The organism is Pseudomonas sp. (genome assembly GCF_030684895.1).
Lineage (GTDB): Bacteria > Pseudomonadota > Gammaproteobacteria > Pseudomonadales > Pseudomonadaceae > Aquipseudomonas.
Map to the genome: position 1 here is coordinate 52,269 of NZ_JAUXXP010000025.1, position 26,233 is coordinate 78,501.

A 26,233-nucleotide genomic window follows, 5' to 3' on the forward strand; every position below is an offset into this window, starting at 1 on the left:
GGCACCTCTTACTCGTTGGAAGCCGGCTCATCACTGTATTGCCGGGCGATCTGGGCGAAGGCTTCGCTGATCTGTTCAAAGCCATCGACGATATCCGGGTCAAAATGACTGCCGCGCCCCTCGCGGATGATCTCCAGGGCTTTTTCATGGCTAAAGGGCGGCTTGTACACCCGCCGTGAGATCAGCGCGTCATACACATCGGCCAGGGCCATCAAGCGCGCCGACAGCGGGATCGCCTCCCCCACCAAGCCTTGTGGGTATCCGCTGCCGTCCCATTTTTCCTGGTGGCTAAGCGCAATTTCCTTGGCGTGGCGTAAAAAGGCGATGGACTCGCCCAGCTCCTGCTCGGCATGCACGATGGCGTCGCGGCCCAGGGTGGTGTGAGTTTTCATGATTTCAAACTCGTCAAAGTCGAGTTTGCCCGGTTTGAGCAAGATACTGTCGGGAATGCCGACCTTGCCGATGTCATGCAACGGCGCCGATTTGAATATCGACTGAATCGTGTCTGCGGTTAGTTCAGCGCTAAACCGTGGGTGCGTCTGCAGATGCTCCGCCAGCGCCTTGACATAGAACTGGGTGCGGCGAATGTGGTTGCCGGTTTCGTTGTCGCGGGTTTCCGCCAGGGAAGTAATCGCCCGAATGGTCACATCCTGAATTGCCATCACTTCACGGGTGCGCTTTTCCACCTCGTGCTCAAGGAAAACATTCTGGTTCTGCAGCAAATCACGGGCGAACTTCAGTTGCAGCTGGGTGTGCACGCGGGCCAGAACAATCGCCGGGTTGATCGGCTTGCTAATGTAATCAACGGCGCCCAGGTCCAGGCCGATTTTCTCATCCTCGGCAGCGGTCATGGCGGTGAGGAAAATCACCGGAATCGTCGCAGTAGCAGCATCCTGCTGCAGGCGACGCAGCACCTCGTAGCCATCCAGCCCCGGCATCATGATGTCGAGCAGAATCAGATCGGGTTTGACCTCGCCACTGACAATCTGCAGCGCACGTTCGCCGCTGGGCGCCAGCTTGACCTTGTAGTCCTCGCGTAACAAACCGCTCATCAGCGAAAGGTTATCGGGGGTGTCATCCACCACCAGAATCGTCGGTTTATCTCTGCCGGCCAGTAGCCTGTCCATTACGTCGCGTCCTTACTCAGTGCCGGATTGCTGTGTATCGCCGCCCGTAAAACCGCCAGGGCGTCGTCCAGAATATAACTGTTGATGGCCCGCTCCAGCGCCGCAAACCCCGAGCCCAGCACCGCCTTGAACAAGGCCGCCTCCTGCTGGAACAACTCGATGGCATCGGCATCGTCATCACCGAGCAAGTACTCCAGGTGAGCCACCAGTTGGCGTACACGCGGCCAGTCGATAGCACCGGCCGCGGCCTCCGTTACGGCTTGCGCGGGCAGCACCGCCTGCAGACGCGCGATCAACTCAGCGCAGCTTTCGCCCAGTGCGCTGAGCTGCACATCGAACTGGCTATCCGGCGGCCCTAGCCTGAGGCGGTCTTCCAGCACGCCGGCCTGTTCGGCCAGGCCATTGGCGCCAATGGTCGCGGCAGTACCTTTGAGGGTATGCAAGGCACGCAGGGCATCCTCGTGCAGGCCTTCGACAAGCAGACGTCGCGTCTGCTCAGCTGCATCCGCCTGGCCCTGGACAAATTTGCGCAGCATCGACTCATAGGCCGTGCGCTTGTTGAGTACCCGGCGCAAGCCGCCCTGCACATCGACGCCGGCAATCGGAGGAAAACCCGCTTCAAGATGAGCCGGCGCTTGTGCCGCAGGCCGCGCTGCGACCTCTCCGACCGCAGCCGGCAACCATTTCAACAGCATCGCGAACAGCTCGTCCGGGTCGATGGGTTTGGCCAGGTGCGCATTCATGCCGGCGGCCAGGCACCGCTCGCGGTCGCTGCTCATGGCGTTGGCAGTCATGGCCAACACCGGCAGCTCAGCCCAGCGCGGATTAGCGCGGATCTGCTGGGTGGCGGTCAGGCCATCCATCACCGGCATCTGCATATCCATCAGCACCAGCTGGTAATCGTGCGCGGCCAGCATATCCAGGGCGACCTGGCCATTTTCGGCCACGGCAACGCAGACCCCGGCAGCCTCCAACAGGTCACGGCCGACCTGCTGGTTCAGCTCGTTATCATCCACCAGCAGCACCTGCGCGCCCTGCAGCGCGCTGAGGTCCTGCACGCTGACGTTACTGGCCGGGCGCAGGCTGCTCTCGCTGGCGCTGCTGCCGCCAAGAGCGCGAATCGCCGCGTCGAACAGCAACGACGGGCTCACCGGTTTAACCAGCAGCAAGGCAATCCCGGCCTGCTCAGCCTCATGGAAGACTTCTTCGCGACCATAAGCCGTAACGATCACCGGCTGCGGCGCAGGATCGAGCAAGGCCAGCTGGCGGCAGGTTTCCAGGCCATTGATGCCGGGCATTTTCCAATCAACAAAGGCTGCCTCAAAGGGTGTGCCGGCAGCGCAGGCCTTGGCAGCAAGCTCCAGGGCCTGCTCGCCGCAGTCAGCTTCCGCCACCTGAAAACTCATGGAACGCAGCAGGCTGGCATGGATATGCAGGGCCTGTGGGTTATCGTCCACCACCAGCACCCGGCGATTGCGCAAATCCGGGGTTGGCAGCAGCGACAGCACAGGTTTTGGCGCAGCAACCACGCCCAGATGAGCGGTAAACCAGAAGGTGCTGCCCTGCCCCAACACGCTGTCGACGCCGACTTCGCCATGCATCAGCTCGGCCAGCTTGCGCGAAATCGCCAGGCCCAGCCCGGTGCCGCCGTACTTGCGCGTGGTCGAACTATCGGCCTGCTGGAATGACTGAAACAACCGCGCCTGTTGTTCAGGCGAGAGGCCGATACCGGAGTCCTCGACCTCAAAGCGCACCTGAACGCCCTTGGCATCCTGTGCCAGCAGCCGCGCGCGAATCACCACGCCGCCCTGTTCGGTGAACTTGACCGCATTATTGGCGTAGTTGATCAGCACCTGGCCCAGGCGCAGCGGGTCGCCGATAAAACTCTCGGGCAGTTGCGGGTCAATGTCGAAGATCAGTTCCAGATCCTTAGCAGCGCATTTCTCACCGATCAGGCTGGCCATGTTTTCCAGCACTGTGTGCAACTCGAACGGCACCGACTCGACATCCAGCTTGCCGGCCTCGATCTTGCTCAGGTCGAGGATGTCGTTGATCAGCCCGAGCAGATGCTGGCCCGAACGCTGAATCTTCTCCACATAGTCGCGCTGCTTGGCAGTCAAGTCGCTGCTCAGCACCAAGTGGCTCATGCCGATTACTGCATTCATCGGCGTGCGAATCTCGTGGCTCATATTGGCCAGGAAGTCCGACTTCAGCTGCGATGCGCTTTCGGCCTTGGTCCGGGCGATCTGCAGTTCTTTTTCGTGTTCACGCAGCGTCTGGTTGGCCTCGGCCAGCTCCTGAGTGCGTTGCTGCACGCGCCCTTCAAGCACCTCTTCATTTTCCTGCAGGGCTTCCACCAACTTGCCCTGCGCCGCCAGCAGCTCGCGCTGGGCGCGCACGCGCTGGCGGGTCTGGCGCAGCATGGCGAGACCAAACATCAGGGTGAGAAAGCCTTGAAACAGGGTTAACGCCGTGGTGACCACAACCTGGGAACGCAACTCGGCGTTGCGCCCATCGACGGTACGCGCCGCCAGTTGCGCCGAGGTGTAGACGAGATCCTGAATATCGAACTGGAGCAGTTGCAGCTGCTCACGCAGCAAGCTGGCATTCAGCGGCGTGCCACGTCGAACAAAGTCTTCAAGTGCCGCATCGGCCGTGCGGATAAAGCTTTCCAAGGCTTGCAGGGTTTGCTGGTAGATCGCCTCATCGCCCATCAGGCGCTGCGCCGACTCGGTCTGGATGGTGCTGACGCGACTGACGAAGATGTCGTAACGCAGCTGCAGCTCATCGATGCCGATACTGCCAAGCTGGTCAGACGCCTGATTGCGGCGCGACCTCACCGGATCAAGGATGTAGGCGTGCAGCGCATGATCAAAGCGCTGGTACTCGGTGCTCATCTGGGCAAAGGCCCACAGCGCGTTGTCGTCACCACTGCGCATAACCTCGCTGAGGCTGCGGTACTGGTGAGCGAGAATCGCCCCGATTGCCACGTATAGCAGCACCAGGCTGATGATCAACAGCCATAACAGGCGGAACTTGCGCATGGCTATTTGATCTGCAGGGCGCGCAGTTGCCAGGCCGAGCGATTATAAAAAGTCGCAGCCTGCAGCTCGGCTTTGCTATCGAACGGGTAAACCAGAAACAGCGGGCCCTTTTCGCGCACGGGCATGGGCTGGCCATTCATCAGAATCGCCACAATCAGGTCGTATTTAATCGCGTCGCTGAAGGGAATCTCGGTGCGGTAGTCATTCAGGGCAATCGCGGTAATGCCCTCGCCTTTGGCCCCGGCGGCAGCCAGCACATCACGCAGCAAGGGACCTGTGAAATTCACCGGTTCGGCATACCAGGGGGTTTGCGTGGTGAAACTGCGCTGCGGTAAAGCTTGCAGCATCGCCATATCGAACACGGCTTGCTGCTGCATATTCGGCTGTGTCACCAACCCGGAAATACTCAGCACAGCAGGGCCGATGGGCTTGTCGAGCGCCAGACTCAGGCCCGAAAACAGTAGCAATGTGCTCAGCGCAAGCGCCTGCAGGTGATAGTGGCTGGTAGACACAGGCATTCCCCTCAACATCCATTATTCGGAGATGACACGGCAGGCAGCAGCACTGTCCATGACAACCATTCGTGCAGAGCAGCGAATGATTCTCGAAGCGTAGAACAGTTGCTCGCCACCAGCCGTGTTTGTGCCGATTAATGCATGAGTTTGAGAGGCAACGCCAGCACTTTGGCGATGCCTGCCGGCCTGAATCAGGCCACCACTTTGGCCGCCTTGAGCTGGGCGATCTGCTCGGCGTTGTAGCCCAGCTCTATCAGCACCTCGCTGGTGTGCGCGCCCAGGGTTGCACCGATATGCCGGGGCGCGGGCAAGGCGCTGGAAAACTTGATCGGGCAGGCGATCTGCGCCTGTGGGCCACTGCCCGCACGCGGCACTTCGGTGACCAGGCCGCGAGCCTTGATCTGCGGGTGTTCGACCGCCTCGCTGAGGTTAAGCATGGGCTCCACGCAGGCATCCAGGCCGGCGAACACCTGGCTCCATTCAGCGAAATCGCGTTTCTCGAACTCGATTTCGATCTCACGCTTGAGCGCCTGCTGATCCTCCGGCTTCTGCGACAGGCCACGCGCGGCCAGCTCCGGGCGGCCGATGGCGGCGCAGAATTGCTGCATGAATTGCGGCTCCAGGCTGCCGACCGAGAACCAGCGACCGTCGCGGGTGCGGTAGTAGTCGTAGAAGCTGCCGCCGTTGAGCGCCTGGTTTTCCATCGCCGGCTCCACGCCAGCCGCCAGATAACCCGCACCGGCCATGCCGTGCAGGCTGAAGGCGCAGTCGGTCATGCTGATATCCACCTGCTGGCCAAGCCCCGTGGCCTGACGCTGGATCACTGCCGCGAGCAGGCCGATCACCCCATGCAGCGAGCCGCCGGCGATATCCGCCGCCTGGATGCCCAACGGCAGCGGCCCGGTTTCGCGGCGGCCGGTGTAACTGGCGATACCGGCCAGGGCCAGGTAGTTGATGTCATGGCCGGCGCGGTCTTTGTACGGCCCGCTCTGGCCGTAGCCGGTGATCGACACATAGATCAGCCTGGGGTTGATCGCCTTCAGCGCTTCATAACCCACTCCTAGCTTGTCCATCACCCCAGGGCGGAACTGCTCCAGCACAATGTCGTACTCGGCCACCAGCTGTTTGACCATTTCCACCGCCTCGGCCTGTTTCAGGTCCAGGGCGATGCAGCGCTTGTTGCGATTGAGATAGGCATGGCTGGCCGATACGCCGCCATCGTGCGGCGGCAGTACGCGCACCAGATCCATGCGCGAAGGCGACTCGACCCGCAGCACTTCAGCGCCCATGTCAGCTAGCAGCAGCGAGGCAAACGGCCCGGGCAACAGGGTGGAGAAATCCAGCACTTTCAGTGACGACAGCGGGCCTTGCATAACAGCTCCTCAGGGAATTCAATCCCGTAGCCCGGATGCAATCCGGGGAATATCAACAGATTCCCGGATTACATCCGGGCTACCCAGCGCTCACTGCCAGTGCAGCGGCTGCTTGGCATCCAGCTCGCTGAGCTGGTCGGCAAAGCGTGCTTCCAGTACGTTGCGACGGATTTTCATGGTCGGCGTCATGCAGCCGTTGTCCACGGTCCAGGCCTCGCGCACCAACACAAAGTGGCTAAGCCGCTCATGGGCCTCAAGTTGGGCATTAAGCTGCGCCAAGGTCTGCGCCAGATCAGCCGCCACCTGCTCGCGGGCCTGCTCACGGGCCGCTGGCGACAGTTCGATCAACGCCAATGGTTGATCCAGATTACTGCCCATCAGGCACACCTGCTCGACCCAGAGGTTCTTGGCGATCTCGCCTTCAATCGGCGCCGGGGCGATGTACTTGCCCTTGCTGGTCTTGAAGATGTCCTTCACCCGCCCGGTGATTTTCAGGTAACCGGCCGCATCCACCTCGCCCTTGTCGCCAGTGTGCAGCCAGCCATCGGTGATGGTTTCGGCGGTTTTCTCCGGGTCCTGGTAGTAGCCCAACATCAGGCTCGGGCAACGCAGGAGAATTTCGCCATTCTCGGCAATACGCAATTCATTACCCGGCATCGGCCGGCCCACGGTGCCAAAACGCACCTGCCCCGGCCGGTTGAAACAGCCATAGGCCAGGTGCTCGGTCATGCCGTAGCCCTCGCAGATGGTGATGCCGATGCTCTGATACCAGTCGAGCAAGGCACGCGGAATCGCCGCCGCGCCGCTGACCAGAATGCGCGCGCGGTCCAGCCCCAAACCTTTGCGAATCTTGCGCGCGACCAGGCCGCCGATCAGCGGAATGCCCAGCAACCGCGCCAGCTTGGGCTGCGGCAGTTTCTCCAGCACGCCCTGTTGAAAACGCGTCCACAGCCGTGGCACGGAGAAGAATACGGTCGGTCGTACATGGCGCAGGTCGCTGGCAAAGGTTTCCAACGACTCGACAAACGCCACCCGCCCGCCGCTGTAGAGCGCATTCATTTCCACCAGAAAACGCTCGGCGGCGTGCGACAGCGGCAGATAGGAGAAGTACTGATCCTGCTCGGTAATCTGCAGTTCTTTAACCGAGCGCCCGCCGGCAATGGCAAAGGCCTTGGCCGAGAGCATCACGCCCTTGGGCTGGCCGGTGGTGCCGGAGGTATAGAGGATGCTCAGCAACTCATCCGGCGCCTGCCTGTGGCCATCGCGTAACGGCTGATGCGCTGCCAGCAAGGCATGCCAGCCGTGACTGGCCTCAATGGTCGGGTACGGCATGGCGACCCGCATGACTTCAGCGGGGATGCCCGGCGCCAGCTTGGCCGGCTCATCCAGCTTGCCGAGGAAGATCGCCTTGCACTGCGAATGGCGCAGCACGTAATCGATGCTCTCGGCCGACTGCAACGGATACAGGGGCACGCTGATCAGCCCGGCGAGCATGATCGCCAGGTCGGCGATGATCCACTCGGCGCAGTTCTTCGCCAACAGCGCCACCCGATCCCCCGGCACGCAACCCAGCGCGTGCAAGGCCGTGGCCATGCGCCGCGCCTGATCATCCACCTGCGCCCAGGTGAAGTCATGCCACTGGCCGTTTACCGGCTGGCTGAGCCAGACCGCGTCGGGGCGTTTCTCAACCCAGAGCGCCAGGCGCTCCAGGGGCAGTTGATCCGTCATCGCAATCCCTCGTTCTTATTGTTTTGCAGACATGAACGTTAGCGCTTGAACAACAATCCGGTACTCGCTCGGATTAACTCCTGGGAAACTAAATATTGTGCGTTGTCCCAATTACATGTCGTACGCAGCTTATGTAGGGTGGGTTAGCGACGCTGAACGCTGTTCGAAAATCCAAATGCGATAGCGGCGCGGCGCGTAACCCACCAGGCGATAGAACGCGTTGCGCCGATGGTGGGTTACGCCGCAGCCCGAGTGGCGTGATGCTTGGCAGTGCTGACATGCGGCTAACCCACCCTACGAATTAATGCGTTCTAGACATCGTGGCAGGCCCGCACGATTCAACACATAACGGGTACGTAGCCTTTGTAAAACCCCGTTATTCAAAGCTTCATCCCACGGCTGATGATCTCTTTCATGATCTCCGAGGTGCCGGCGAAGATGCGCTGGATGCGCGCGTTCGCGTACATTTTGCAGATTGGGTATTCCCACATATAACCCCAACCGCCGTGCAGTTGCACACCCTCATCGACCACCTTGCACAGCAGCTCGGTGGTGAACAGCTTGGCCTCGGCGGCCACTTCCGGGGTGAGTTTTTTCTCGTTGTGGTCGGTTACGCAGCGGTCGACAAACACCTGCGCCACGTCGATCTGCGTGCGCATCTCGGCCAGCTTGAAACGGGTGTTCTGGAAGTGCGAGATCGGCCGGTCGAAAGCCTTGCGTTCTTTCACGTAATCGATGGTGGTCTGCAGCGCCGCCTCGGCCGCCGCCACTGCGCCGCAGGCATTGGTCAGGCGTTCCTGGGCGAGCATATTCATCAGGTAGAAGAAGCCGCCCTTGGCGTCGCCCAGCAGGTTGGCCTTGGGCACCTTGACGTTATTGAAGAACAGCTCGGCGGTGTCCTGGCTCTTCATGCCGAGTTTTTCCAGGTTCTTGCCGCGCTCGAAACCCGGCATGCCGCGCTCAACCAGAAACAGGCCCATGGCGTGCTTGTTGGCTGGATCGGTCTTGGCCGCCACGATCACCACATCGGCCAGCAAACCATTGGAGATAAACACCTTGGAGCCGTTAAGCACGTAGTGATCACCCTGATCCACCGCGCTGGTGCGCATGCCGGCGAGGTCCGAGCCGGCGCTCGGTTCGGTCATCGCCACCGCGAGAATCAGCTCGCCGCTGATGATGCCCGGCATAAAGCGCGCCTTCTGTTCGGCATTGCCGTACTCGGCGATATAGGGGCCGCACAGCGCTGAGTGCAGCGGCAGCATAAAGCCCGGCTCGTTAATCTTCGCCAGCTCCTCACACATGATCTGCTCGTAACGGAAGTCCTTGAGCCCGGCGCCGCCGTACTCCTCATCCGCCCAGGGCAGGAGAAAGCCCATGTCGCCGGCCTTCTTCCACACCTCGCGGCTGACCACACCAGCTGCTTCCCATTCATCCTGATGTGGCACCACTTCCTTTTTCAGAAAGGCGGCAAAAGCGTCGCGGAACATAGTGTGTTCGGTGTCGAAAATAAGGCGCTGCATGCGGGTGTGCTCCCTGAGCTGAAGTCGTGCAGCAGGTTAGGCCCCACGCCCCTGCCGCCTCAATGACCCATGCGCTCAGCCTGGATTGACCCAATCGCTCGACCGGCTTGTCGGCGGCGCAGTGTGCTGCCTACCATCGGCGTACTTTCAAGGAGCCGTCATGCGCGAACGCACCATCGCCAGCCACTTTGTCCGCGCAGCCTTGCGCGGCGCCGAACGCCAGGGCCACGACTGCACGCCGCTGCTGCGCCAACTGGGCATCCAACCGGCGCTGCTCGACGAGCCCCGCGCGCGGGTCGCCCCGGAACAGTTCGCCCGCCTAGTGCAGTTGTTATGGGAAAGCCTCGACGACGAATACCTGGGTTTCGGCCGCCTGCGCAGCAAACGCGGCACCTTCGCCATGATGTGTTACGCGATCATTCACTGCCATTCACTGGAAAAAGCCCTGGGCCGTGGCGCGCTGTTCTACAGCCTGTTCCCCGAAGCCCCGGCCATCAGCATCCAGCGCGAAGGCGACTGGGCACGCCTCAGCGTGGACGACTCCACCCTGTGGGACCCCGACCACTTTCTGGTGGAAAGCCTGCTGGTGATCTGGCATCGCCTCGGCAGCTGGCTGATCGGCCAACGCATCCGCCTGGAAGAAGCCACCTTCACCTACAGCCAACCCGCCCACGCCGGCGAATACGAACTGCTATTCCCCTGCACCCGGCGCTTCACCGCAGGGCGCACCAGCCTGCTGTTTCACGCACGCTACCTGGCCATGCCGCTGCTGCAGGATGAACGCACCCTCAAGCAATTCCTCCAGCACTCCCCCGCCGACCTGCTGGCCCGCCCGGATGGCGGTGACAGCCTGATCAGCCAGATCCGCCGCCTACTCGGCCGCGACTGCAGCAACTGGCCGGACCTGGATGCCGTAGCCCAGCAACTGCATATGAGCCCACAAACCCTGCGCCGGCACTTGCGTGAGGAAGGCTCGAGCTTTCAGGAGTTGAAGGACCATCTGCGCCGGGACTTGGCGATTTACCACCTGGGGCGTGATGAGCTGGCGATTCAGGATATTGCCGAGCAACTGGGGTTTTCCGAACCGTCGGCCTTTCATCGGGCGTTTAAGAAATGGACGGGGCTAACGCCGGGGGCTTATCGGGCGCAGGAGGGATGAGGCTGCGCTCAGAGCAAGCCTTGCTTGCCGTTTGTAATAAGAATGCTTATGGTCAAAGTCATACAATAGCGGCTCGCATACCATTTAATAGAGCCGCCCTCCATCAAACTTCTAATCGCCTGAAGCGAAATATGTATCCCAAGGATAATTTATGAGCTTAGAAAAAGAGATTCAGAAAGCAAGAAAAGAAATTGTATCTGACGGCTATGACATGTCGCTGGGCGAAGTAATTAATTTGTATAAAGACGGTGAATTAAAAATCAACCCCGAATTTCAAAGACTATTTCGATGGGACATCACCAGAAAAACAAGATTTATAGAGTCCATACTATTAAGCATCCCAATCCCTCCAATTTTTGTATTCCAAGATAAAGATGGGAGCTGGGAGCTTATTGATGGACTCCAAAGATTATCAACGATCTTGGAGTTCTCAGGAGCACTAAGCGGTCCAGATGGAGAAAAAGTTGAGCCTAGCACACTTGAAGGAACTAAATTCTTGCCAAGCCTTGCTAATAAACGCTGGCAGGTTTGGAGTGGCAATGACTCTGCAATTGATAAAAGCATGCAAATGCAAATTAAGCGCGCGAGAATTCGAGTTGAAATCTTGCTAAAGGAAAGTGATGAGAATGCAAAATATGAACTTTTCCAACGCTTAAACACAGGGGGCGCTCGTCTATCTGAACAGGAAGTGAGAAATTGCGTTGCCGTCATGATAAACCCTGAACTACATAAGCGACTAAAGAAATTAGCTGAATTTGACGACTTCATTAAAACAACAAACCAGACAAGTAGCGCTCTTGAAAAACAAGCTGGAGTTGAACTTGTGTTGCGATACTTTGCATTTAAGAACCACCCATACAAAAAGGGATTAGATGTTCATGAATATCTTGACGAAGCTTTAGTCGAAATATCCAAAAGCGAAAATATTGACTGGGATAAAGAAGAGGATCTATTTAAGAAAACTTTCGGACTACTAAAAGATGCGCTTGGAGACAAAGCTTTTAAGCGCTGGGACGGAGCTAATTTTAGCGGAAAATTTCTGATGTCCTTGTACGAAACCATTGCATTTGGTGTTGCCCAAAACATGAAAGCAATTGATAAAAAAGGAAGACAAGAACAAAAAGATTTTGTTATTTCTAAAGCCAAAAAACTTTGGGAAAATGAAGTTTTCGAGAAAAATTCTGGCGCAGGAATTCGCGGCACAACTCGGCTTACTAATCTACTACCAATGGCTGCAGGGTTCTTTAAGCCATGAGCAAAATAAAAACAAAAGACCAATTACAGAATTCTTTGGACAAGGACTTTGCTTGGAGACTAAAAGAAATAGCCAACCTAAAAATCGCAGTAAGAACATCTGAGAACCTTAGTAAAAAGACAGTTGTTAGGGCCGCAATCCCACTACTATATGGACACTGGGAAGGATTTATTAAAAAAGCATCAACTTATTATCTCGAATACGTGAACGGACAATCGCTGCCATATAACGAACTAAAATCATGCTTCATAGTTTTCGGTGTAAAGAAGAAAATTAACGACTTAGTTAGCTCAAAAAACTCTGCCGTCTCCATATCAACGTTAGATTTTTTGCGAGGCGAGCTAAACCAAAGGGCAAACTTAAAAATAGAATCTGCAATCCGGACTGAGTTCAATCTCAGCTCGAAGGTATTTGAAAATATAGCCAGCTCAATTGGTATCAACACAGCCTCTTACGAATCAAGATATCACCTAATAGACGAAAGCCTATTAAACAGAAGAAACCATATTGCGCATGGCGAATATCTAGACATTGATACAGAGGGTTTTAGAGGCTTGGCTGACGAGATACTTAATCTTCTCCGCACATATAAAACTGATATCGAAAACTCAGTCTCACTGGAGCGATATAAAATAAGCGCATAGCAAAAATAAAACAGAACAAACCAAGAAAACCTCTTCGCAGCCAACTAACTAAAACCTCCTATATTGTTTAAGGGCCGGATGTCGGGGCTAGACCTTTTGGTTCCTTTTGGGGCAATTGCCACAGCCGAAGGCTGAACGTGCTTTAGCACGGCCCCGAAGGGGTGAGCGAAGCGAATCAAAGGGACTCGCCCGTAAGGGACGAAACCAAAACCCAAAGTCACCACGCTAATGACCTTTCCGCCGAAAGCCCGAACAAAGCAAAAAACAGCAAAGCTCGCGGCTAAAGCCCCTCCTACAAGACTGGCGTCATGCCTTTAGCAGAAAAGCACCGAACCCAGGCCGATGGCCGCCCTCTAAAACTATCTCTACTGGAGGAAATGTTTTATGAGCCAACTACCCGAGCCCGTTCTGCTGGCCATGCAGCGCGGCGATCACGACCAGGCCATTCGCTTGCTCAGCTTGAACCAGGGCATCAGCCCGGAGGCCGCCCAAGAGCAGATGAACCTCTACCTCGAAGAAAACCCGCCGATTCGCTTGCGCGGTGCCGGTATCGTCGGCCTGAGCAGGACCAACGCCCTGGTTTGGCTGGGCCTGATTGTGCTGATGGTGGTGGTTTATCTGGTGCTGGCGAGCTGAAGGGCGAGTCGTGCAGCGATAACCCTCACCACATCGGCGGCATGGGTATCGCTGCGCTCAACCCACCCTACGGACTGAACATCCACACCCGGTTTGCCTCACTCGCTCAGCCGCACTCGAAAACTCGCCCCGCCCAACGCCGAATCCTCCAGCAGCAGTTCACCGCCGTAGCTTTCGATGATGTCCTTGACCACCGCCGTACCAATACCCTGCCCCGGATGCTGGGCATCCAGCCGCTCGCCACGGCGCAGGATGCGTTCGCGCTGATCGGCCGGCACGCCAGGGCCGTCGTCTTCCACACAAAGCTCAAGCACACCGCCCTGTTGACGCACGCTCACGCGTACCTGGCCGAGGCACAGGCGGTAGGCGTTTTCCAGCAGGTTGCCGAGCAATTCCAGCAGCGCGCCGCGTTCCATCGGCAGGTGCTGTTCAGCGGCAAAGTCGCGCAGCACTTGCACCTGTTTGTCGCGGTAGACCTTGTCCAGCGCGCCGCAGAGGGTGTCGAGCAAGGGGGCCAGGCGCGCGCTATGGCGGATCAGCCCGCTTTTGCGCAGGCTGGCGCGCTGCAGCTGGTAGCCGATCTGCTGGCTCATGCGCTCGATCTGCTGTTGCAGCACCTGCGACTGTTCGCGGTTCTGCGGCTGCTTGTCGATCACTTCCGCCACGCTTTGCAGCACGGCCAAGGGGGTTTTCAGGCTGTGCGCCAGGTCATCCAGCGAATGCCGGTAGCGCTCGCGCTGCTGGCGTTCGCTTTCCAGCAGGCGGTTGAGCGAGCCGGTCAGGCGCAGCAGCTCGCGCGGGTGCTCCTCACTCAGGCCGGCGCGGGTGCCCGCCTCGACCTGGTCCAGCTCGGCGCTAAGCCCGCGCAGGCTGCGAAAGCCCCAGGTCAGACCGAACCACAGCAGCCCGAGCAGCACCAGCAGCGCACCACCGAGCCAAAGGTAGAGCTGGCCCATAAAGCCGTCGTACATGGCCTGGTAATCACTGGCCGGCTGCATGGTCACCACGCTGAAGGCAGCGCTCTGCCCACGCAGCAGGTCGATTTCCACGTCGTAGACAAAGAACTCGCGGCCCTGAGCATCGGTGATGCGCACAAACTCGTGGCCACGGCCGTCGTAGCGCGGGCGGTAGCTGACGCTTTCATCCAGCGAGGAGCGCGACTGCCAGACCAGTGTGCCCTGGCGGTCGTAGATAAAGCCCAGCAGCTTGGCTTCCAGCGTGTCGAATTCTTCATCCGGCAATTTGTCAGGCATGGTCAGCCGACCGTCTACGGTGCGCGCCGCCGAGACCAAGGCAGTGGCATCCGAAGCCAGGCGTTTTTCGATGGATTGCTCCAGGGCAATCACAAAAGCGCCGCGCAAGGCCGGCAGCAGCGCCAGCATAAACAGCACGGCCAGCACCGCAGTGCCGAGCATCAGCCGTAGGCGCAGGGACTCGCCACGACGGCGGGCGGCCGGTGCGCTCAGCTCGGCATCGCTCATCGGCAGCGCTCGGTAAACAGGTAGCCCTGGCCGCGCACGGTTTCGATGGGTTTGAAATCCTGCTGGCCTTCAAGCTTGCGGCGCAGCCGGCCGACCAGCACCTCGATCACGTTGGGGTCGCGCTCTTCGTCGTCCGGGTAGAGCTGCTCGATCAGCCGCTCCTTGGCCACCACCTGCTGCTGGTGACGCATCAGGTATTCGAGAATGCGGTACTCGTAGGCGGTCAGTTGCAGGGCTTCGCCATCGAGCAGCGCCTGTTTACGATTGAGATCGAGCACGAGCGGGCCAGCGGCAATACTCGCCTGGGTAAAGCCCGAGGCGCGGCGCAGCAAGGCGTTCAGGCGCGCTTCCAGCTCTTCGAATTGAAAGGGTTTGACCACGTAATCGTCGGCACCGGCGGCCAGGCCTTCGACCTTGTCCTGCCAGTTGCCACGGGCGGTGAGTATCAGAATGGGGAAGCTCTTGTCCTGACTGCGCAACTGGCGAATCAGGTCCAGCCCGCTCATGCCTGGCAGGCCGAGGTCGATCACCGCCAGGTCATGGTTGTATTCGGCAGCGCGGTACAGCGCTTCTTCGGCATTGGCCACGGCATCGACCACATGGCCCTGCTCGCCCAACCGGCTATAGAGGTGGTGACGCAGCAGCGCTTCATCTTCCACGACCAACAGTTTCATCCTGCACATTCCTCCAATAAAGCGGCCGGGCATTGTGCCCGGCCCTTTTGGCCTACCTGCTGCGTAGAACCTGAATCGGATCTCGCGAGCTAGAGCCAAACAAGGCGAAAACGGCCGAGGAAGCGCAGTTTACGAGGTGTAAATGAGCATTCCGAGGCCGTTTTCAACGCAGTTTGGCCGACGCGCAGCAGGTCCGAGGCAAGTTCTTAGAACTTGTAGTTGGCACCTAGGTAAAGCTGGCCGCTGCTGTGCAGGTCAAGCGAGCCGGCCTTGCCTGCGCCGTGTGGCGCCATTTCAGTGCTGGCATTGGTGCGCAGGTAGCGATAGCCCGCCTCAATCGAGGCATTCTGGTTGATGTCTTGCAGAATGCCAGCCTGCAGGCCGAGGGCATAGCCAATATCGCTGTCACGCTTGAAGCCTTTGCTCTCCTGCTCCAGCTTGACCAGGCCGGCGGTAGCACCGCCGAACAGCTTGGTGTTGTAGTCGCCAATCGGCAGGAACACATCGTAGCTACCCAGCAGGTTCTGCTGACGCAGCTTGTTGCCGCTATCGGTGTCCGAGACATTCTCGTAGGTCATGTAGTAACGGTTTGTCTCACTGACCTGACCGGCACGCACGCCCCAGGTGCCAGTGTCGTTGATCACCTTGTCGAGCTTGGGGTTGTTCAGGTTGCTGTTGAGCGCGCTGGACTTTTGAATGTTGTTATCGGTCTGACCCCAGGTCAGGCCAACAAAGTTGTCGCCGGCATTGGCCGCAGCCGCAGCGAAGGTCAGGGAAGTCGCCAGGGCCAGTTTGCTAAGAGTGCGGTTCATGGTGTGTCCTCAGTGGTTAGTCGGTGTTGTTTAACTCGAGGTCCATATTGCCTACCCCAAGCTGAACGCCCACTGAACCCTTGCTGAACAAAAGCTGAACGACCCTCTTACAACTTGCGCGCACTGACTCCAGCCGCGACAAACAAAGCCGCCAGTACGGCGAGCATCGGCAGCCAGCCGGCGTGTTCCCAGATATACCCCGCGGCGTAGCCAATCACGCTGGAGCCCAGGTAGTAGGCGCACAGGTACAACGCCGAAGCCTGCGCCTTGGCGCCATGCGCGCGCTGCCCCACCTGGCCGCTGGCCACCGCATGGGCGGCAAAAAAACCCAGGGTGAACAAGGCCAGGCCCGCTACCGCTGCGCTCAGCCAGGGCGTGGCACACAGCGCCACACCGAGCAGCATGATGCCAATGCCGCCCTGCATCACCTGGCGCGCGCCCAGGCGTGGCACAAGCCGCCCCGCCCAACCGGCGCTGACGATGCCCAGCAGATACACCGTAAACAGCAGGCCGATCAGGCTGGAAGACAGATTGAACGGCGCCGCGACCAGGCGAAAGCCGACGTAGTTGAACAGCGCGACAAAGCCGCCCATCAACAGAAATGCCAGCAGGAACAACCGGCGCAACTCGCCGTTACCCAGGTGCGTGGCAAAGTTGCGCAGCAGGCCGCGTAGCGACAGCGACTGCGCGGTGAAATGCCGTGATGGCGGCAGCAGCCAGACAAACAGCCCCAGCGCCAGCAAGCCCATGCCGGCAATCCCGGCCAAGGCCAGTGGCCAGCCGCCGAGATCACTGAGCAGGCCGGCCAGCAGCCGCCCGAGCAAGCCGCCCAGTGCGGTGCCGCCGATATACAGGCCCATCGCCGCCGGCAGCGCCTCGGGGTCGAACTCCTCGCCGACATAAGCCATGGCCAGCGCCGGCAATCCGCTCAAGGCCAAGCCAAGCAAGGCGCGCAGCCAGAGCAGATGATCCCAGCTATCCACCAGCGCGCAGGCAATCCCCAACAGCGACGCCAGGCCCAGGGCGGCCACCATCACCGGCTTGCGCCCCCAGCTCTCAGCCAGCGCACCGGATACCAGCAGGCAGACGGCCAGGCTCAGGGTAGTCAACGATAACGCCAGGCTGCTGCCCGCCGCCGATACGGAAAAATGCGCGGCCAGCAGCGGCAACAGCGGCTGCACACAATAGAGCAAGGCAAAGGTGGCAAACCCGGCACAGAACAGCGCCAGGGTCGCGCGCCGGTAGGCGGCAGTGCCGCGCATCAGGTGCACAGAGGAATCGACAGCAGGCATCGGCAGGCTCACAGAAGGGCTCTAAATCGGCCGTCCTGGCAGATTAGCACGCAGCCAGCCATGCCGGTTTTGCGCAGCGTGCATAGCCGCTGTGCTTACTGCGATCAGTACAAAGCCTGCCCAGTGACAAACACAGCGCAAAAAAAACGGGAGCCCAAACGGGCTCCCGTACTCATTCTCAGAGAAATGCCGGAACAAGCCTCACGCCTGCGCCAGCTACAACCTCACCTGCGTCCCCGAAGAAACGCATAGCGCAGTGTGGCAAAAAAGCCTCGGCAACTCCGTTTAGCTTTGTTGCCGCTTTGCAAAGAAATGTAAACGCGCGCGGCGGCTGGCCGTACAAAGCGCCGCACGGCAGAATAGGCCGATGAATACAGCCTACTTGCCGCCCTGCTGCAGCCCGCTAAATGACCACTGGCCACTGCCGCACCGGCTGCCGTCAGTGCAGTTGATCAGCACCACCTTTGATCCCGAACTACTGGATGCAACGGACTTCAGCCACTGCGCCATCGAGCCGGTACGCGGCGTGGCCAAACGCCAAGCCGAATACCTGGCCGGCCGCCTGTGTGCGCGTGAGGCCTTATTGCGTTTGACCGGTGCGGCGACGGTTCCGGCCTGCGGTGAAGATCGCGCGCCACAGTGGCCGTTAGGTGTGGTCGGCTCAATCACCCACGGCAGCGGCTGGGCCGGCGCCGTGGTGGGCAACAGCACAAACTGGCGCGGCCTGGGCCTGGATATCGAACAACTTATTCCGGCCAGCCGTGCCGAGCGCCTGGCAGCGGAAATTCTTACGCCCGCCGAACTGCTCCGCCTGGAAAACCTCTCCGCCGAACAGCGCGCGCAACGCATCAGCCTGACCTTCTCACTCAAGGAAAGCCTGTTCAAAGCGCTCTACCCGCAGGTATTGCAGCACTTCTACTTTCAGGATGCCGAACTGCTCAGCGTCGACGTCGACAATAAAGTGCGCATGCGCCTGCTGATCGACCTGCACGCCGACTGGCCCGCCGGTAGCGAACTCGAAGGCCAATTCGCCGAGTTCGACGGTTATCTGCTGAGCCTGATCAGCATCGCGCGCTGATCTGTCGAGCGCGGCAGCCCAAAGCGCTAGGCAAATCCGCTAAACTCGGCCAGATTGCCGTCTGGAGTGCCCTATGCGCGAAGATTTGAATCAAGGCCTGATCGAGTTCCTCAAGGCCTCGCCAACCCCTTTTCATGCCACCGCCAGCCTGGCACTGCGCCTTGAAGCGGCCGGTTTTCAGCACCTGGACGAGCGCGCCAGCTGGCACACCGAGGCCGGTGGCCGTTATTACGTCACGCGCAACGACTCCTCGATCATCGCCTTCAAACTCGGTAAGCGCGCGCCGCTGGAAGGCGGTATCCGTCTGGTTGGCGCGCACACCGACAGCCCGTGCCTGCGGGTCAAACCGCAACCGGAGCTGCAGCAACAGGGCTTTTTCCAGCTCGGTGTTGAGGTGTACGGCGGCGCATTGCTGGCGCCCTGGTTCGACCGCGACCTGTCGCTGGCTGGCCGAGTGACCTACCGCCGCGACGGTAAGGTGGAAAGCCAGTTGATCGACTTCCAGAAGCCGATTGCGATCATTCCCAACCTGGCCATTCACCTCAACCGTGAAGCCAACCAGGGCTGGGCGATCAACCAGCAGATCGAGCTGCCGCCGATCCTCGCGCAGCTATCCGGCGATGAACCGGCCGATTTCCGTGCGCTGATCACCGATCAACTGGCCCGCGAACACGACTTCAGCGCCGATGCGGTGCTCGATTACGAGCTGAGCTTCTACGACACCCAGAGCGCTGCAGTAATTGGCCTCAATGGCGACTTTATCGCCGGCGCGCGACTGGACAACCTGCTGTCCTGCTACGCCGGGCTGCAGGCGCTGCTCGCCGCGCCGGATGAAGAAAGCTGTGTGCTGGTGTGCACCGACCACGAGGAAGTCGGCTCCTGCTCAGCCTGCGGCGCCGACGGCCCGATGCTCGAACAGGTTCTGCGCCGCGTGCTGCCGGATGGCGATGCGTTCGTCCGTACCATCCAGCGCTCGCTGCTGGTCTCGGCCGACAACGCCCACGGCGTGCACCCCAACTATGCCGACAAGCATGACCAAAACCATGGCCCCAAGCTCAACGCCGGCCCGGTGATCAAGATCAACAGCAACCAGCGCTACGCCACCAACAGCGAAACCGCCGGGTTCTTCCGTCACCTGTGCCTGGAAAATGAAGTACCGGTGCAGAGCTTCGTCACCCGCAGCGACATGGGTTGCGGCTCGACCATCGGCCCGATCACCGCCAGCCAACTGGGCGTGCGCACCGTGGATATCGGCCTGCCGACCTTCGCCATGCACTCGATCCGCGAACTGGCCGGCAGCCATGACCTGGCGCATCTGGTGAAAGTGCTGACGGCGTTTTACGCCAGCGCTGAGCTGCCGTGATCGACGCCCCGTAGGGCGGACATGCCGAAGGCTTGCCGCCATCTGCTCGCCAGCGGTGGACAACGCTTCGCATGTCCACCCGACAACAGCGTGACGCGTAGCCGGGATGCAATCCGGGGAAACCTATGCCGTACAAACCGCTCCCGGATTACATCCGGGCTACGGGATGATGCCCTGTATCTACAAGTTCGCGACCTCGTAAGGTGGATGGCGCTTTATCCATCCACCAGGCCGCGATGGTGGATGCAAAAGCGCCATCCACCCTACGCAGTTACCATCACTCCGGCACCTCGACGCTCACATGCAGAGCGTCGTGGCGCCAGAACTCCAGGTCGCAATCAATCAGTCGGCCATGCTGGTCGCGGTTGATCCGCACAATACGCAGCGCCGGGCTGCCCACCGCTACTTTCAAGGCCGACGCGGCTTCGCTGTGCAACGCCGTGGGCACCATATCGAAACGCACCCGGCCGTAATGAATGCCGTATTCGCTGGCGTACAGTTCGGTCAGCGAACGGGTCAGGTCGAAATCCAGAATGCCGGCGAAGTAATTCGGATTGAGGTAGTGCTCGACATACAAAACCAGACGGCCGTCGATGCGCCGCGCGCGACGGATCTGGTAGACGCTGGAGAGTGCCGGCAAAGCCAGTAGCTGGCAGATCTCGGCGCTGGCCGGAATCAGCCGCGCACTCAGCACTTCGGTAGCAGGCACCCGGCCCTGCTCACCCACCATCGCATGGAAGTGGCTGCGCACCAACGGGTTGTAGGCCACGCGCGGCGGCGAGACGAACCAGCCGCGACGCTCCTCGCGGTAGATCAGCCCCTGAGCCTCAAGCTGGCCCAGCGCCTCGCGCAGGGTGATGCGCGTGGTATCGAATACCTCGCTGAGCTTGCGCTCGGCCGGCAACTGACTTCCCGACGGCAACAGGCCATGTTCGATCTGTTCTTCCAATGCCCGGCATATTGCTGTGACTGCCCGCGGCGCTTCATCGCGCATCAAGACCTCCAAAATTGGACTAGTCCAGCCCCATTTCGGGGCATCAACCTGTGAGTGCAGCGGTAAAAACCATGTTTCAAGTTTAAGCAGTCTTGATGACCACGCCATGACAACTTTCTTTCAGCGCCAGTAAAAGCTGATAAAACTTGGCCTGCACGCCATACATGACTGAATTTGTTCATGGTCTACGCTAGTGGTGCGCCAGTTTGTGCAACCCGGCTTGAGCCGGTAAATGACCAACATACATAAAACTGTCATTTAAAACGCCTAAATTGGCCTGGGTCTTGCTGATCTAGACCAGAACCTTTCACTGCACGCACTTCAATCGCAAAGGAGTTTCCAATGAAACAACTGCTGCTGGCTTCACTGATGGGCTCAGCCATCGCCCTGGCCACCTCGGCCATGGCTGCTGAAACGGATTTGCAAGCACTGGAAAAGGCCGCGCGCGCTGAAGGCGCGGTGAACAGTGTGGGCATGCCGGACAGCTGGGCCAACTGGAAGGACACCTGGGTTGACCTGAACAAGCTGTATGGCCTGAAGCATATGGACACCGACATGAGCTCGGCCCAGGAAATCGCCAAGTTCGCCGCTGAAAAAGACAACGCCACCGCCGATATCGGCGACGTCGGCGCGGCCTTTGGCCCCATCGCCGTGCAGCAGGGTGTTACCCAACCCTACAAGCCGAGCACCTGGGAACAGATTCCAGCCTGGGCCAAAGACACCGACGGCCACTGGATGCTCGCCTACACCGGCTCCATCGCCTTTATCGTCAACAAGCAACTGGTCAAGGACATCCCGCGCTCCTGGGCTGACCTGAAAACTGGCACCTACAAAGTCTCTGCCGGTGATGTCAGCACCGCCGCACAAGCCGTAAACGGCGTACTGGCTGCCGCCATCGCCATGGGTGGTAATGAAAGCAACGTGCAGCCGGCGCTGGATTTCTACGGCGAACTGGCCAAGCAAGGCCGCCTGTCGCTGGCCAACCCAACCATCCAGACCTTGGAAAAAGGTGAGGTGGAAGTCGGCGTGGTATGGGACTTCAACGGTCTGTCCTACCGCGACCAGATTGACCCCGAGCGCTTTGAAGTACTGATTCCTTCCGATGGTTCGGTGATTTCCGGCTACAGCACCATCATCAACAAGTGGGCGAAAAACCCCAACGCGGCCAAACTGGCGCGTGAGTACATTTTGAGCGACGCCGGCCAGATCAACCTGGCCAAAGGCAACGCCCGGCCGATCCGCGCCGAGCACCTGACCCTGCCAGCCGAAGTACAAGCCAAGCTGCTGCCGCAGGCGCAATACGCCAAGGTTCAGCCGATCAAGGATGCTGCTGCCTGGGAAGCCACGTCCAAAGCACTGCCGCGTCTGTGGCAGGAACACGTCATCATCAATATGAACTAATGCAATCTGGCCCCGGATACACTCCGGGGCCGATTCGGTTGCTAAGGCTTTCAATCATGTCGCACAACGTCATCCTCGTGGTTCTGGATGGCTTGAGCTATCAGGTGGCTCAGCATGCGCTGGGGCATCTGCAGGCTTACTGCCAGGCTGGACGCGCCGCGCTGTACAAGCTCGACTGTGAACTCCCGGCCCTGTCACGCCCGCTCTATGAAGCGATTCTGACCGGTGTTGCGCCCATCGACAGCGGCATCGTCAATAACGATGTAGCGCGCCTGTCGACCCAGCGCAGCATGTTCCACTACGCCCGCGACGCCGGACTGATTACTGCGGCGGCGGCCTATCACTGGGTCAGCGAGCTGTATAACCGCTCGCCATTTCAGGCTACGCGCGACCGTCACACGGCAGACGCCAACCTGCCGATTCAGTACGGCCACTTCTACTACGCCGATCATTACCCGGATTCGCACCTGTTCGCCGACGCGGAAAGCCTGCGCCTGCGCCATGCGCCCAACCTGCTACTGGTGCACCCAATGAATATCGACGACGCCGGCCACAAGCACGGCCTCGACAGCGCGCAATACCGCAACAGCGCGCGCATGGCCGATGTGCTGCTGGCCGACTATATCCAGCCCTGGCTCGACGCCGGCTACCAGATTCTGGTGACCGCCGACCACGGCATGAACAACGACCGCAGCCACAACGGCCTGCTGCCGGAAGAACGCGAAGTACCGCTGCTGGTACTTGGCAGCGCCTTCAGCCTCAACCCCAACGCCCAGCCGAAACAGCTGGAGTTGTGCGGCACGATCTGTGAGCTGCTCGGCGTGGCCCACGACAAACCTGTCTGCCGGGAGCTTTTATCGTGATACCTGCCCTGCGCGGCAAATGGCTGGCGCTGCTGTGCCTGCTGCCCTTTGCCCTGTTCTTTATCGCCTTTCAGATCGCCCCGCTGCTCTGGGTCGCCAGCAACAGCCTGCACACTGCCGAGGGCTGGGGCCTGGGCAACTTCCAGCAAGCCTTCTCCTCGCCGTTCTACCGTCAGGCCATGCGCCACAGCCTGGAAGTGGCGTTCTGGTCGAGCCTGATCGGCATCAGCATCGCCATTCTCGGTAGCTACTCGCTGCGTCAGGTCGACAGCCGCCTGCGCGACTTTGTCATGGCGTTTTCCAACATGACCAGCAACTTCTCCGGGGTGCCGCTGGCCTTCGCCTTTATCATCCTGCTGGGTTTTAACGGCGCACTGACCATCCTGCTCAAGCAGGCGGGGATCATTGAGGATTTCAACCTCTACTCGAAAACCGGCCTGATCGTGCTTTACACCTACTTCCAGATTCCCCTCGGTGTGCTGCTGCTCTACCCGGCCTTCGACGCCCTGCGTGAAGACTGGCGCGAATCGGCCGAATTGCTCGGCGCAAGCAACTGGCAGTTCTGGCGGCATATCGGCTTACCCGTCCTGACCCCCGCGCTGCTCGGCACCTTCGTGATTCTGCTGGCCAATGCCCTTGGCGCCTACGCCACGGTGTATGCGCTGACCACTGGCAACTTCAACATCCTGCCGATTCGGATTGCCGCCATGGTTTCCGGCGACATCTTCCTCGACCCGAATATGGCCAGTGCCTTGGCGATGATTCTGGTTGGCCTGATGACCCTGATTACCATCGTTCACCAATGGCTGCTGCGCCGGAGCTACCATGTCCCACGCTGAAAAACGCTCGCCGCTGTTCCACCAGTTGGTGGTCTACAGCCTGCTGCTGATCCTCCTGCTGCCGCTGCTCGGCACCCTGCTCTACTCGTTCTCCACCAGCTGGTCGGCCAGCGTGCTGCCCAGCGGGCTGACCTTCAAGTGGTACCTGGCGCTGTGGAGCGATGCACGCTTTCTCGCCGCATTCGGCCGCTCACTGCTGGTCTGCCTGGCGGCGCTAGCGCTGTCGCTGGTGCTGATTCTGCCGCTGCTGTTTGTGGTCAGTTATCACTTCCCCAAACTCGATGCGGTGATGAACGTGCTGATCCTGCTGCCATTCGCCATTCCGCCGGTGGTGTCCTCGGTCGGCTTGATGCAGCTGTTCGCCGGCGGCCCGCTGCCGATCCTCGGTACGCCGTGGATTCTGATTGGCTGCTTCTTCACCATCGCCCTGCCGTTTATGTACCGAGCCATCAGTAACAACCTGCAGGCGATCAACCTGCGCGACCTGATGGACGCCGCCCACCTGCTCGGTGCCAGCACCTGGCGCGCGGCCTTTATGGTGGTGCTGCCTAATCTGCGCAAAGGCCTGATGGTCTCGGTGTTTCTCTCCTTCAGCTTCCTGTTCGGTGAGTTCGTCTTCGCCAACCTGCTGGTCGGCAGCCGCTATGAAACCCTGCAGGTGTACCTCTACAACATGCGCAACGACAGCGGCCACTTCACCAGCGCCCTGGTGATTTCCTACTTCCTGTTCGTGCTGCTGATGACCTGGGCGGCCAACCGCCTGAATAAGGACAAGTCATGAGTTATCTGAGTATTCAAGGCCTGCACAAAAGCTACGGCGAGACCGCGATCTTCAGCGATATCAACTGCGAGATCGCCAAGGGCGAATTCATCACCCTGCTCGGCCCGTCCGGCTGCGGCAAATCCACCCTGCTGCGCTGCATCGCCGGCTTAACCGGGGTCAACGGCGGGCAAATTCTGCTCGACGGCGAAAACCTGGTACCCGTCGCTCCGCAAAAACGCGGCATCGGCATGGTGTTCCAGAGCTACGCGCTGTTCCCCAATATGACCGTGCAACAGAACGTCGCCTTTGGCCTGCGCATGCAGAAGGTCAAAGGCAGCGAAGCCGAACAGCGGGTCAAGGACGTGCTGGAGCTGGTCGAGCTGAATGACTTTGCCGGCCGCTACCCGCAGCAATTGTCCGGCGGCCAGTGCCAACGCGTGGCCCTGGCCCGCTCGCTGGTCACCCGCCCGCGCCTGCTGTTGCTCGACGAGCCGTTGTCGGCGCTGGATGCGCGGATTCGCAAGCACCTGCGCGAGCAGATCCGCAGCATCCAGCAGGAGCTGGGCCTGACCACCATCTTCGTCACCCATGACCAGGAAGAAGCGCTGGTCATGAGCGACCGTATCTTCCTGATGAACGCCGGCAAGATCGTCCAGAGCGGCGACGCGGAAACCCTCTACACCGCGCCGGCCGATGCCTTTGCCGCCGGCTTTATCGGCAACTACAACCTGCTCGACGCCGATGCCGCCAGTCGCCTGCTGCTGCGCCCGGTCAACAGCCGTGTGGCGATCCGTCCGGAGGCCATCCAGATTGGCGCCCAGGGCAGCATCGAAGGGCAGATCCGCAGCCATCGCCTGCTCGGCAACGTGATCCGTTACCGCGTCGAGGCGCGCGGCGTCGAACTGCTGGTGGACGTGCTCAACCGCTCCCCAGCCGACCTGCACGCCAGCGGACAACGTATCAACCTGAACATTGAAGACAACGCAATCTGTGAGGTGGCCTGATGGCCCTGGCAATTTTCGATCTGGACGAAACCCTGATCGGCGGCGACTGCGCCAGCCTGTGGACCCAGGAAATGGTCAAACTCGGCTGGGCCGACGCCGACAGTTTTATCGCCCATGAGCAGGAGCTGATGCGCCAGTACGCCGCCGGCAGCCTGGCCATGGAAGACTATATGGCCTTTACCCTGTCGCCCCTGGTGGGCCGCACGCCGGAAGAAGTCGCCCATGTGGTCGAGCCCTTTGTCGAAGACGTGATCGAGCCGATTTTCTACAGCGACGCCACCCGCTGCCTGGCCAATCACCGCGCCGCCGGTGACCGGGTTTTGGTGATTTCCGCCTCGGCGCATTTTCTGGTCAGCGCCGTTGCTGCGCGCTTGAAGATCGAGGAAGTGCTGGCCATCGACCTGGAAGTTCAACATGGCCACTACAGCGGCCGTACCCAGGGCGTAATGACCTACCGCGAGGGCAAGGTCACGCGCCTGCGTGATTGGCTGCAAGAACACGGCGAAGTCCTCGACGGCGCCTACTTCTACTCCGACTCACGCAACGACCTGCCGCTGCTGCAGGTGGTCGACAAGCCCTATGTGGTCAACCCCGACCCCACCCTGCTTGCGCACGCGCAGCAGGCCGGCTGGCCGATCCTCAGCTGGCGCTGATTGCCACGGGAAGTG

The 26,233-nt window shown here is 60.0% G+C and carries 23 protein-coding genes; 12 read left to right on the forward strand and 11 right to left on the reverse strand.

The window, feature by feature from the left end; translation table 11 throughout:
* Positions 1-8: 8 nt before the first annotated feature.
* From Q8M42_RS05270 to Q8M42_RS05295, 6 genes are all read right to left on the reverse strand, one after another.
* A complete protein-coding gene (locus Q8M42_RS05270; protein WP_304865200.1) occupies positions 9-1,127 on the reverse strand; it encodes a two-component system response regulator in 1,119 nt (372 codons plus the stop codon).
* Entirely contained in the window at positions 1,127-4,171 is a 3,045-nt protein-coding gene (locus Q8M42_RS05275) for a response regulator (protein ID WP_304865202.1), read from the reverse strand. Before Q8M42_RS05275 ends, Q8M42_RS05270 begins: the two co-directional genes overlap by 1 nt.
* A 2-nt stretch (positions 4,172-4,173) precedes the next feature.
* Positions 4,174-4,689, reverse strand: a complete 516-nt coding sequence (locus Q8M42_RS05280; RefSeq protein WP_304865204.1) for a molybdopterin-dependent oxidoreductase — start codon at positions 4,687-4,689, stop codon at positions 4,174-4,176.
* Positions 4,690-4,877: 188 nt separating this feature from the next.
* Positions 4,878-6,059 carry a CaiB/BaiF CoA-transferase family protein gene (locus tag Q8M42_RS05285; protein ID WP_304865206.1) on the reverse strand — a complete coding sequence of 394 codons (1,182 nt, stop codon included), beginning with the start codon at positions 6,057-6,059 and terminating at the stop codon, positions 4,878-4,880.
* Between the two features lie 90 nt (positions 6,060-6,149).
* The gene (locus Q8M42_RS05290; protein ID WP_304865208.1) at positions 6,150-7,787 is read right to left on the reverse strand and encodes an AMP-binding protein; all 1,638 of its coding nucleotides are present in this window, start codon (positions 7,785-7,787) and stop codon (positions 6,150-6,152) included.
* Between the two features lie 380 nt (positions 7,788-8,167).
* Positions 8,168-9,307: an acyl-CoA dehydrogenase family protein gene (locus tag Q8M42_RS05295; RefSeq protein ID WP_304865210.1), complete on the reverse strand. Its 1,140-nt coding sequence runs from the start codon at positions 9,305-9,307 to the stop codon at positions 8,168-8,170.
* A gap of 160 nt (positions 9,308-9,467) precedes the next feature.
* On the opposite strand from Q8M42_RS05295, the gene Q8M42_RS05300 reads away from it, so the two are divergent.
* The 4 genes from Q8M42_RS05300 to Q8M42_RS05315 all read left to right on the forward strand — a co-directional run bounded on the left by Q8M42_RS05300 (position 9,468) and on the right by Q8M42_RS05315 (position 13,001).
* Positions 9,468-10,466 carry an AraC family transcriptional regulator gene (locus Q8M42_RS05300; RefSeq protein ID WP_304865211.1) on the forward strand — a complete coding sequence of 333 codons (999 nt, stop codon included), beginning with the start codon at positions 9,468-9,470 and terminating at the stop codon, positions 10,464-10,466.
* 151 nt (positions 10,467-10,617) lie between these two features.
* Positions 10,618-11,721: a DUF262 domain-containing protein gene (locus Q8M42_RS05305; protein ID WP_304865213.1), complete on the forward strand. Its 1,104-nt coding sequence runs from the start codon at positions 10,618-10,620 to the stop codon at positions 11,719-11,721.
* Positions 11,718-12,365: an MAE_28990/MAE_18760 family HEPN-like nuclease gene (locus Q8M42_RS05310; RefSeq protein ID WP_304865215.1), complete on the forward strand. Its 648-nt coding sequence runs from the start codon at positions 11,718-11,720 to the stop codon at positions 12,363-12,365. Before Q8M42_RS05305 ends, Q8M42_RS05310 begins: the two co-directional genes overlap by 4 nt.
* 384 nt (positions 12,366-12,749) lie before the next feature.
* On the forward strand, positions 12,750-13,001 hold the full coding sequence (locus Q8M42_RS05315; protein WP_304865217.1) for a hypothetical protein: 252 nt from the start codon (positions 12,750-12,752) through the stop codon (positions 12,999-13,001).
* A 98-nt stretch (positions 13,002-13,099) separates the two neighbouring features.
* Here Q8M42_RS05315 and Q8M42_RS05320 read toward each other — a convergent pair whose 3' ends face one another.
* From Q8M42_RS05320 to Q8M42_RS05335, 4 genes are all read right to left on the reverse strand, one after another.
* Positions 13,100-14,482 (reverse strand): ATP-binding protein, encoded by a 1,383-nt coding sequence (locus Q8M42_RS05320; RefSeq protein WP_304865219.1) that lies wholly within the window; start codon positions 14,480-14,482, stop codon positions 13,100-13,102.
* A complete protein-coding gene (locus tag Q8M42_RS05325) occupies positions 14,479-15,156 on the reverse strand; it encodes a response regulator (protein ID WP_257779154.1) in 678 nt (225 codons plus the stop codon). Before Q8M42_RS05325 ends, Q8M42_RS05320 begins: the two co-directional genes overlap by 4 nt.
* Before the next feature lie 206 nt (positions 15,157-15,362).
* The gene (locus Q8M42_RS05330; protein ID WP_304865222.1) at positions 15,363-15,968 is read right to left on the reverse strand and encodes a hypothetical protein; all 606 of its coding nucleotides are present in this window, start codon (positions 15,966-15,968) and stop codon (positions 15,363-15,365) included.
* Positions 15,969-16,075: 107 nt separating this feature from the next.
* Positions 16,076-17,260, reverse strand: coding sequence for an MFS transporter (locus Q8M42_RS05335; RefSeq protein WP_304865224.1), 1,185 nt, complete (start codon positions 17,258-17,260; stop codon positions 16,076-16,078).
* A gap of 367 nt (positions 17,261-17,627) precedes the next feature.
* Between Q8M42_RS05335 and Q8M42_RS05340 the strand changes: the two genes are divergently transcribed.
* On the forward strand, positions 17,628-18,338 hold the full coding sequence (locus Q8M42_RS05340) for a 4'-phosphopantetheinyl transferase (protein WP_304865226.1): 711 nt from the start codon (positions 17,628-17,630) through the stop codon (positions 18,336-18,338).
* Between the two features lie 73 nt (positions 18,339-18,411).
* Entirely contained in the window at positions 18,412-19,701 is a 1,290-nt protein-coding gene (locus Q8M42_RS05345) for a M18 family aminopeptidase (protein WP_304865228.1), read from the forward strand.
* Between the two features lie 277 nt (positions 19,702-19,978).
* Here Q8M42_RS05345 and Q8M42_RS05350 read toward each other — a convergent pair whose 3' ends face one another.
* Positions 19,979-20,695 carry a UTRA domain-containing protein gene (locus tag Q8M42_RS05350; protein WP_304865229.1) on the reverse strand — a complete coding sequence of 239 codons (717 nt, stop codon included), beginning with the start codon at positions 20,693-20,695 and terminating at the stop codon, positions 19,979-19,981.
* A 342-nt stretch (positions 20,696-21,037) separates the two neighbouring features.
* Here Q8M42_RS05350 and Q8M42_RS05355 point away from each other — a divergent pair, with 342 nt between their 5' ends.
* The 6 genes from Q8M42_RS05355 to Q8M42_RS05380 are packed head-to-tail and all read left to right on the forward strand — an operon-like array spanning position 21,038 to position 26,218.
* Positions 21,038-22,096, forward strand: a complete 1,059-nt coding sequence (locus Q8M42_RS05355) for an ABC transporter substrate-binding protein (RefSeq protein ID WP_304865231.1) — start codon at positions 21,038-21,040, stop codon at positions 22,094-22,096.
* 56 nt (positions 22,097-22,152) lie between these two features.
* Complete coding sequence (locus tag Q8M42_RS05360) at positions 22,153-22,959, forward strand: alkaline phosphatase family protein (RefSeq protein ID WP_304865233.1); 807 nt, start codon at positions 22,153-22,155, stop codon at positions 22,957-22,959.
* Positions 22,959-23,798 carry an ABC transporter permease subunit gene (locus Q8M42_RS05365; protein ID WP_304865333.1) on the forward strand — a complete coding sequence of 280 codons (840 nt, stop codon included), beginning with the start codon at positions 22,959-22,961 and terminating at the stop codon, positions 23,796-23,798. The genes Q8M42_RS05360 and Q8M42_RS05365 overlap by 1 nt, the downstream gene beginning before the upstream one ends.
* Positions 23,785-24,579 carry an ABC transporter permease gene (locus tag Q8M42_RS05370; RefSeq protein WP_304865235.1) on the forward strand — a complete coding sequence of 265 codons (795 nt, stop codon included), beginning with the start codon at positions 23,785-23,787 and terminating at the stop codon, positions 24,577-24,579. The genes Q8M42_RS05365 and Q8M42_RS05370 overlap by 14 nt, the downstream gene beginning before the upstream one ends.
* Positions 24,576-25,565, forward strand: coding sequence for an ABC transporter ATP-binding protein (locus Q8M42_RS05375; protein ID WP_304865237.1), 990 nt, complete (start codon positions 24,576-24,578; stop codon positions 25,563-25,565). The genes Q8M42_RS05370 and Q8M42_RS05375 overlap by 4 nt, the downstream gene beginning before the upstream one ends.
* The gene (locus Q8M42_RS05380; protein WP_304865239.1) at positions 25,565-26,218 is read left to right on the forward strand and encodes an HAD family phosphatase; all 654 of its coding nucleotides are present in this window, start codon (positions 25,565-25,567) and stop codon (positions 26,216-26,218) included. The genes Q8M42_RS05375 and Q8M42_RS05380 overlap by 1 nt, the downstream gene beginning before the upstream one ends.
* The last annotated feature ends 15 nt before the right edge of the window (positions 26,219-26,233 follow it).

Coding starts and splice junctions, on each gene's coding strand:
- Q8M42_RS05270 (WP_304865200.1), bottom strand. CDS start 1,127: ATGGACAGGCTACTGGCCGGCAGAGATAAACCGACGATTCTGGTGGTG.
- Q8M42_RS05275 (WP_304865202.1), bottom strand. CDS start 4,171: ATGCGCAAGTTCCGCCTGTTATGGCTGTTGATCATCAGCCTGGTGCTG.
- Q8M42_RS05280 (WP_304865204.1), bottom strand. CDS start 4,689: ATGCCTGTGTCTACCAGCCACTATCACCTGCAGGCGCTTGCGCTGAGC.
- Q8M42_RS05285 (WP_304865206.1), bottom strand. CDS start 6,059: ATGCAAGGCCCGCTGTCGTCACTGAAAGTGCTGGATTTCTCCACCCTG.
- Q8M42_RS05290 (WP_304865208.1), bottom strand. CDS start 7,787: ATGACGGATCAACTGCCCCTGGAGCGCCTGGCGCTCTGGGTTGAGAAA.
- Q8M42_RS05295 (WP_304865210.1), bottom strand. CDS start 9,307: ATGCAGCGCCTTATTTTCGACACCGAACACACTATGTTCCGCGACGCT.
- Q8M42_RS05300 (WP_304865211.1), top strand. CDS start 9,468: ATGCGCGAACGCACCATCGCCAGCCACTTTGTCCGCGCAGCCTTGCGC.
- Q8M42_RS05305 (WP_304865213.1), top strand. CDS start 10,618: ATGAGCTTAGAAAAAGAGATTCAGAAAGCAAGAAAAGAAATTGTATCT.
- Q8M42_RS05310 (WP_304865215.1), top strand. CDS start 11,718: ATGAGCAAAATAAAAACAAAAGACCAATTACAGAATTCTTTGGACAAG.
- Q8M42_RS05315 (WP_304865217.1), top strand. CDS start 12,750: ATGAGCCAACTACCCGAGCCCGTTCTGCTGGCCATGCAGCGCGGCGAT.
- Q8M42_RS05320 (WP_304865219.1), bottom strand. CDS start 14,482: ATGAGCGATGCCGAGCTGAGCGCACCGGCCGCCCGCCGTCGTGGCGAG.
- Q8M42_RS05325 (WP_257779154.1), bottom strand. CDS start 15,156: ATGAAACTGTTGGTCGTGGAAGATGAAGCGCTGCTGCGTCACCACCTC.
- Q8M42_RS05330 (WP_304865222.1), bottom strand. CDS start 15,968: ATGAACCGCACTCTTAGCAAACTGGCCCTGGCGACTTCCCTGACCTTC.
- Q8M42_RS05335 (WP_304865224.1), bottom strand. CDS start 17,260: ATGCCTGCTGTCGATTCCTCTGTGCACCTGATGCGCGGCACTGCCGCC.
- Q8M42_RS05340 (WP_304865226.1), top strand. CDS start 17,628: ATGAATACAGCCTACTTGCCGCCCTGCTGCAGCCCGCTAAATGACCAC.
- Q8M42_RS05345 (WP_304865228.1), top strand. CDS start 18,412: ATGCGCGAAGATTTGAATCAAGGCCTGATCGAGTTCCTCAAGGCCTCG.
- Q8M42_RS05350 (WP_304865229.1), bottom strand. CDS start 20,695: ATGCGCGATGAAGCGCCGCGGGCAGTCACAGCAATATGCCGGGCATTG.
- Q8M42_RS05355 (WP_304865231.1), top strand. CDS start 21,038: ATGAAACAACTGCTGCTGGCTTCACTGATGGGCTCAGCCATCGCCCTG.
- Q8M42_RS05360 (WP_304865233.1), top strand. CDS start 22,153: ATGTCGCACAACGTCATCCTCGTGGTTCTGGATGGCTTGAGCTATCAG.
- Q8M42_RS05370 (WP_304865235.1), top strand. CDS start 23,785: ATGTCCCACGCTGAAAAACGCTCGCCGCTGTTCCACCAGTTGGTGGTC.
- Q8M42_RS05375 (WP_304865237.1), top strand. CDS start 24,576: ATGAGTTATCTGAGTATTCAAGGCCTGCACAAAAGCTACGGCGAGACC.
- Q8M42_RS05380 (WP_304865239.1), top strand. CDS start 25,565: ATGGCCCTGGCAATTTTCGATCTGGACGAAACCCTGATCGGCGGCGAC.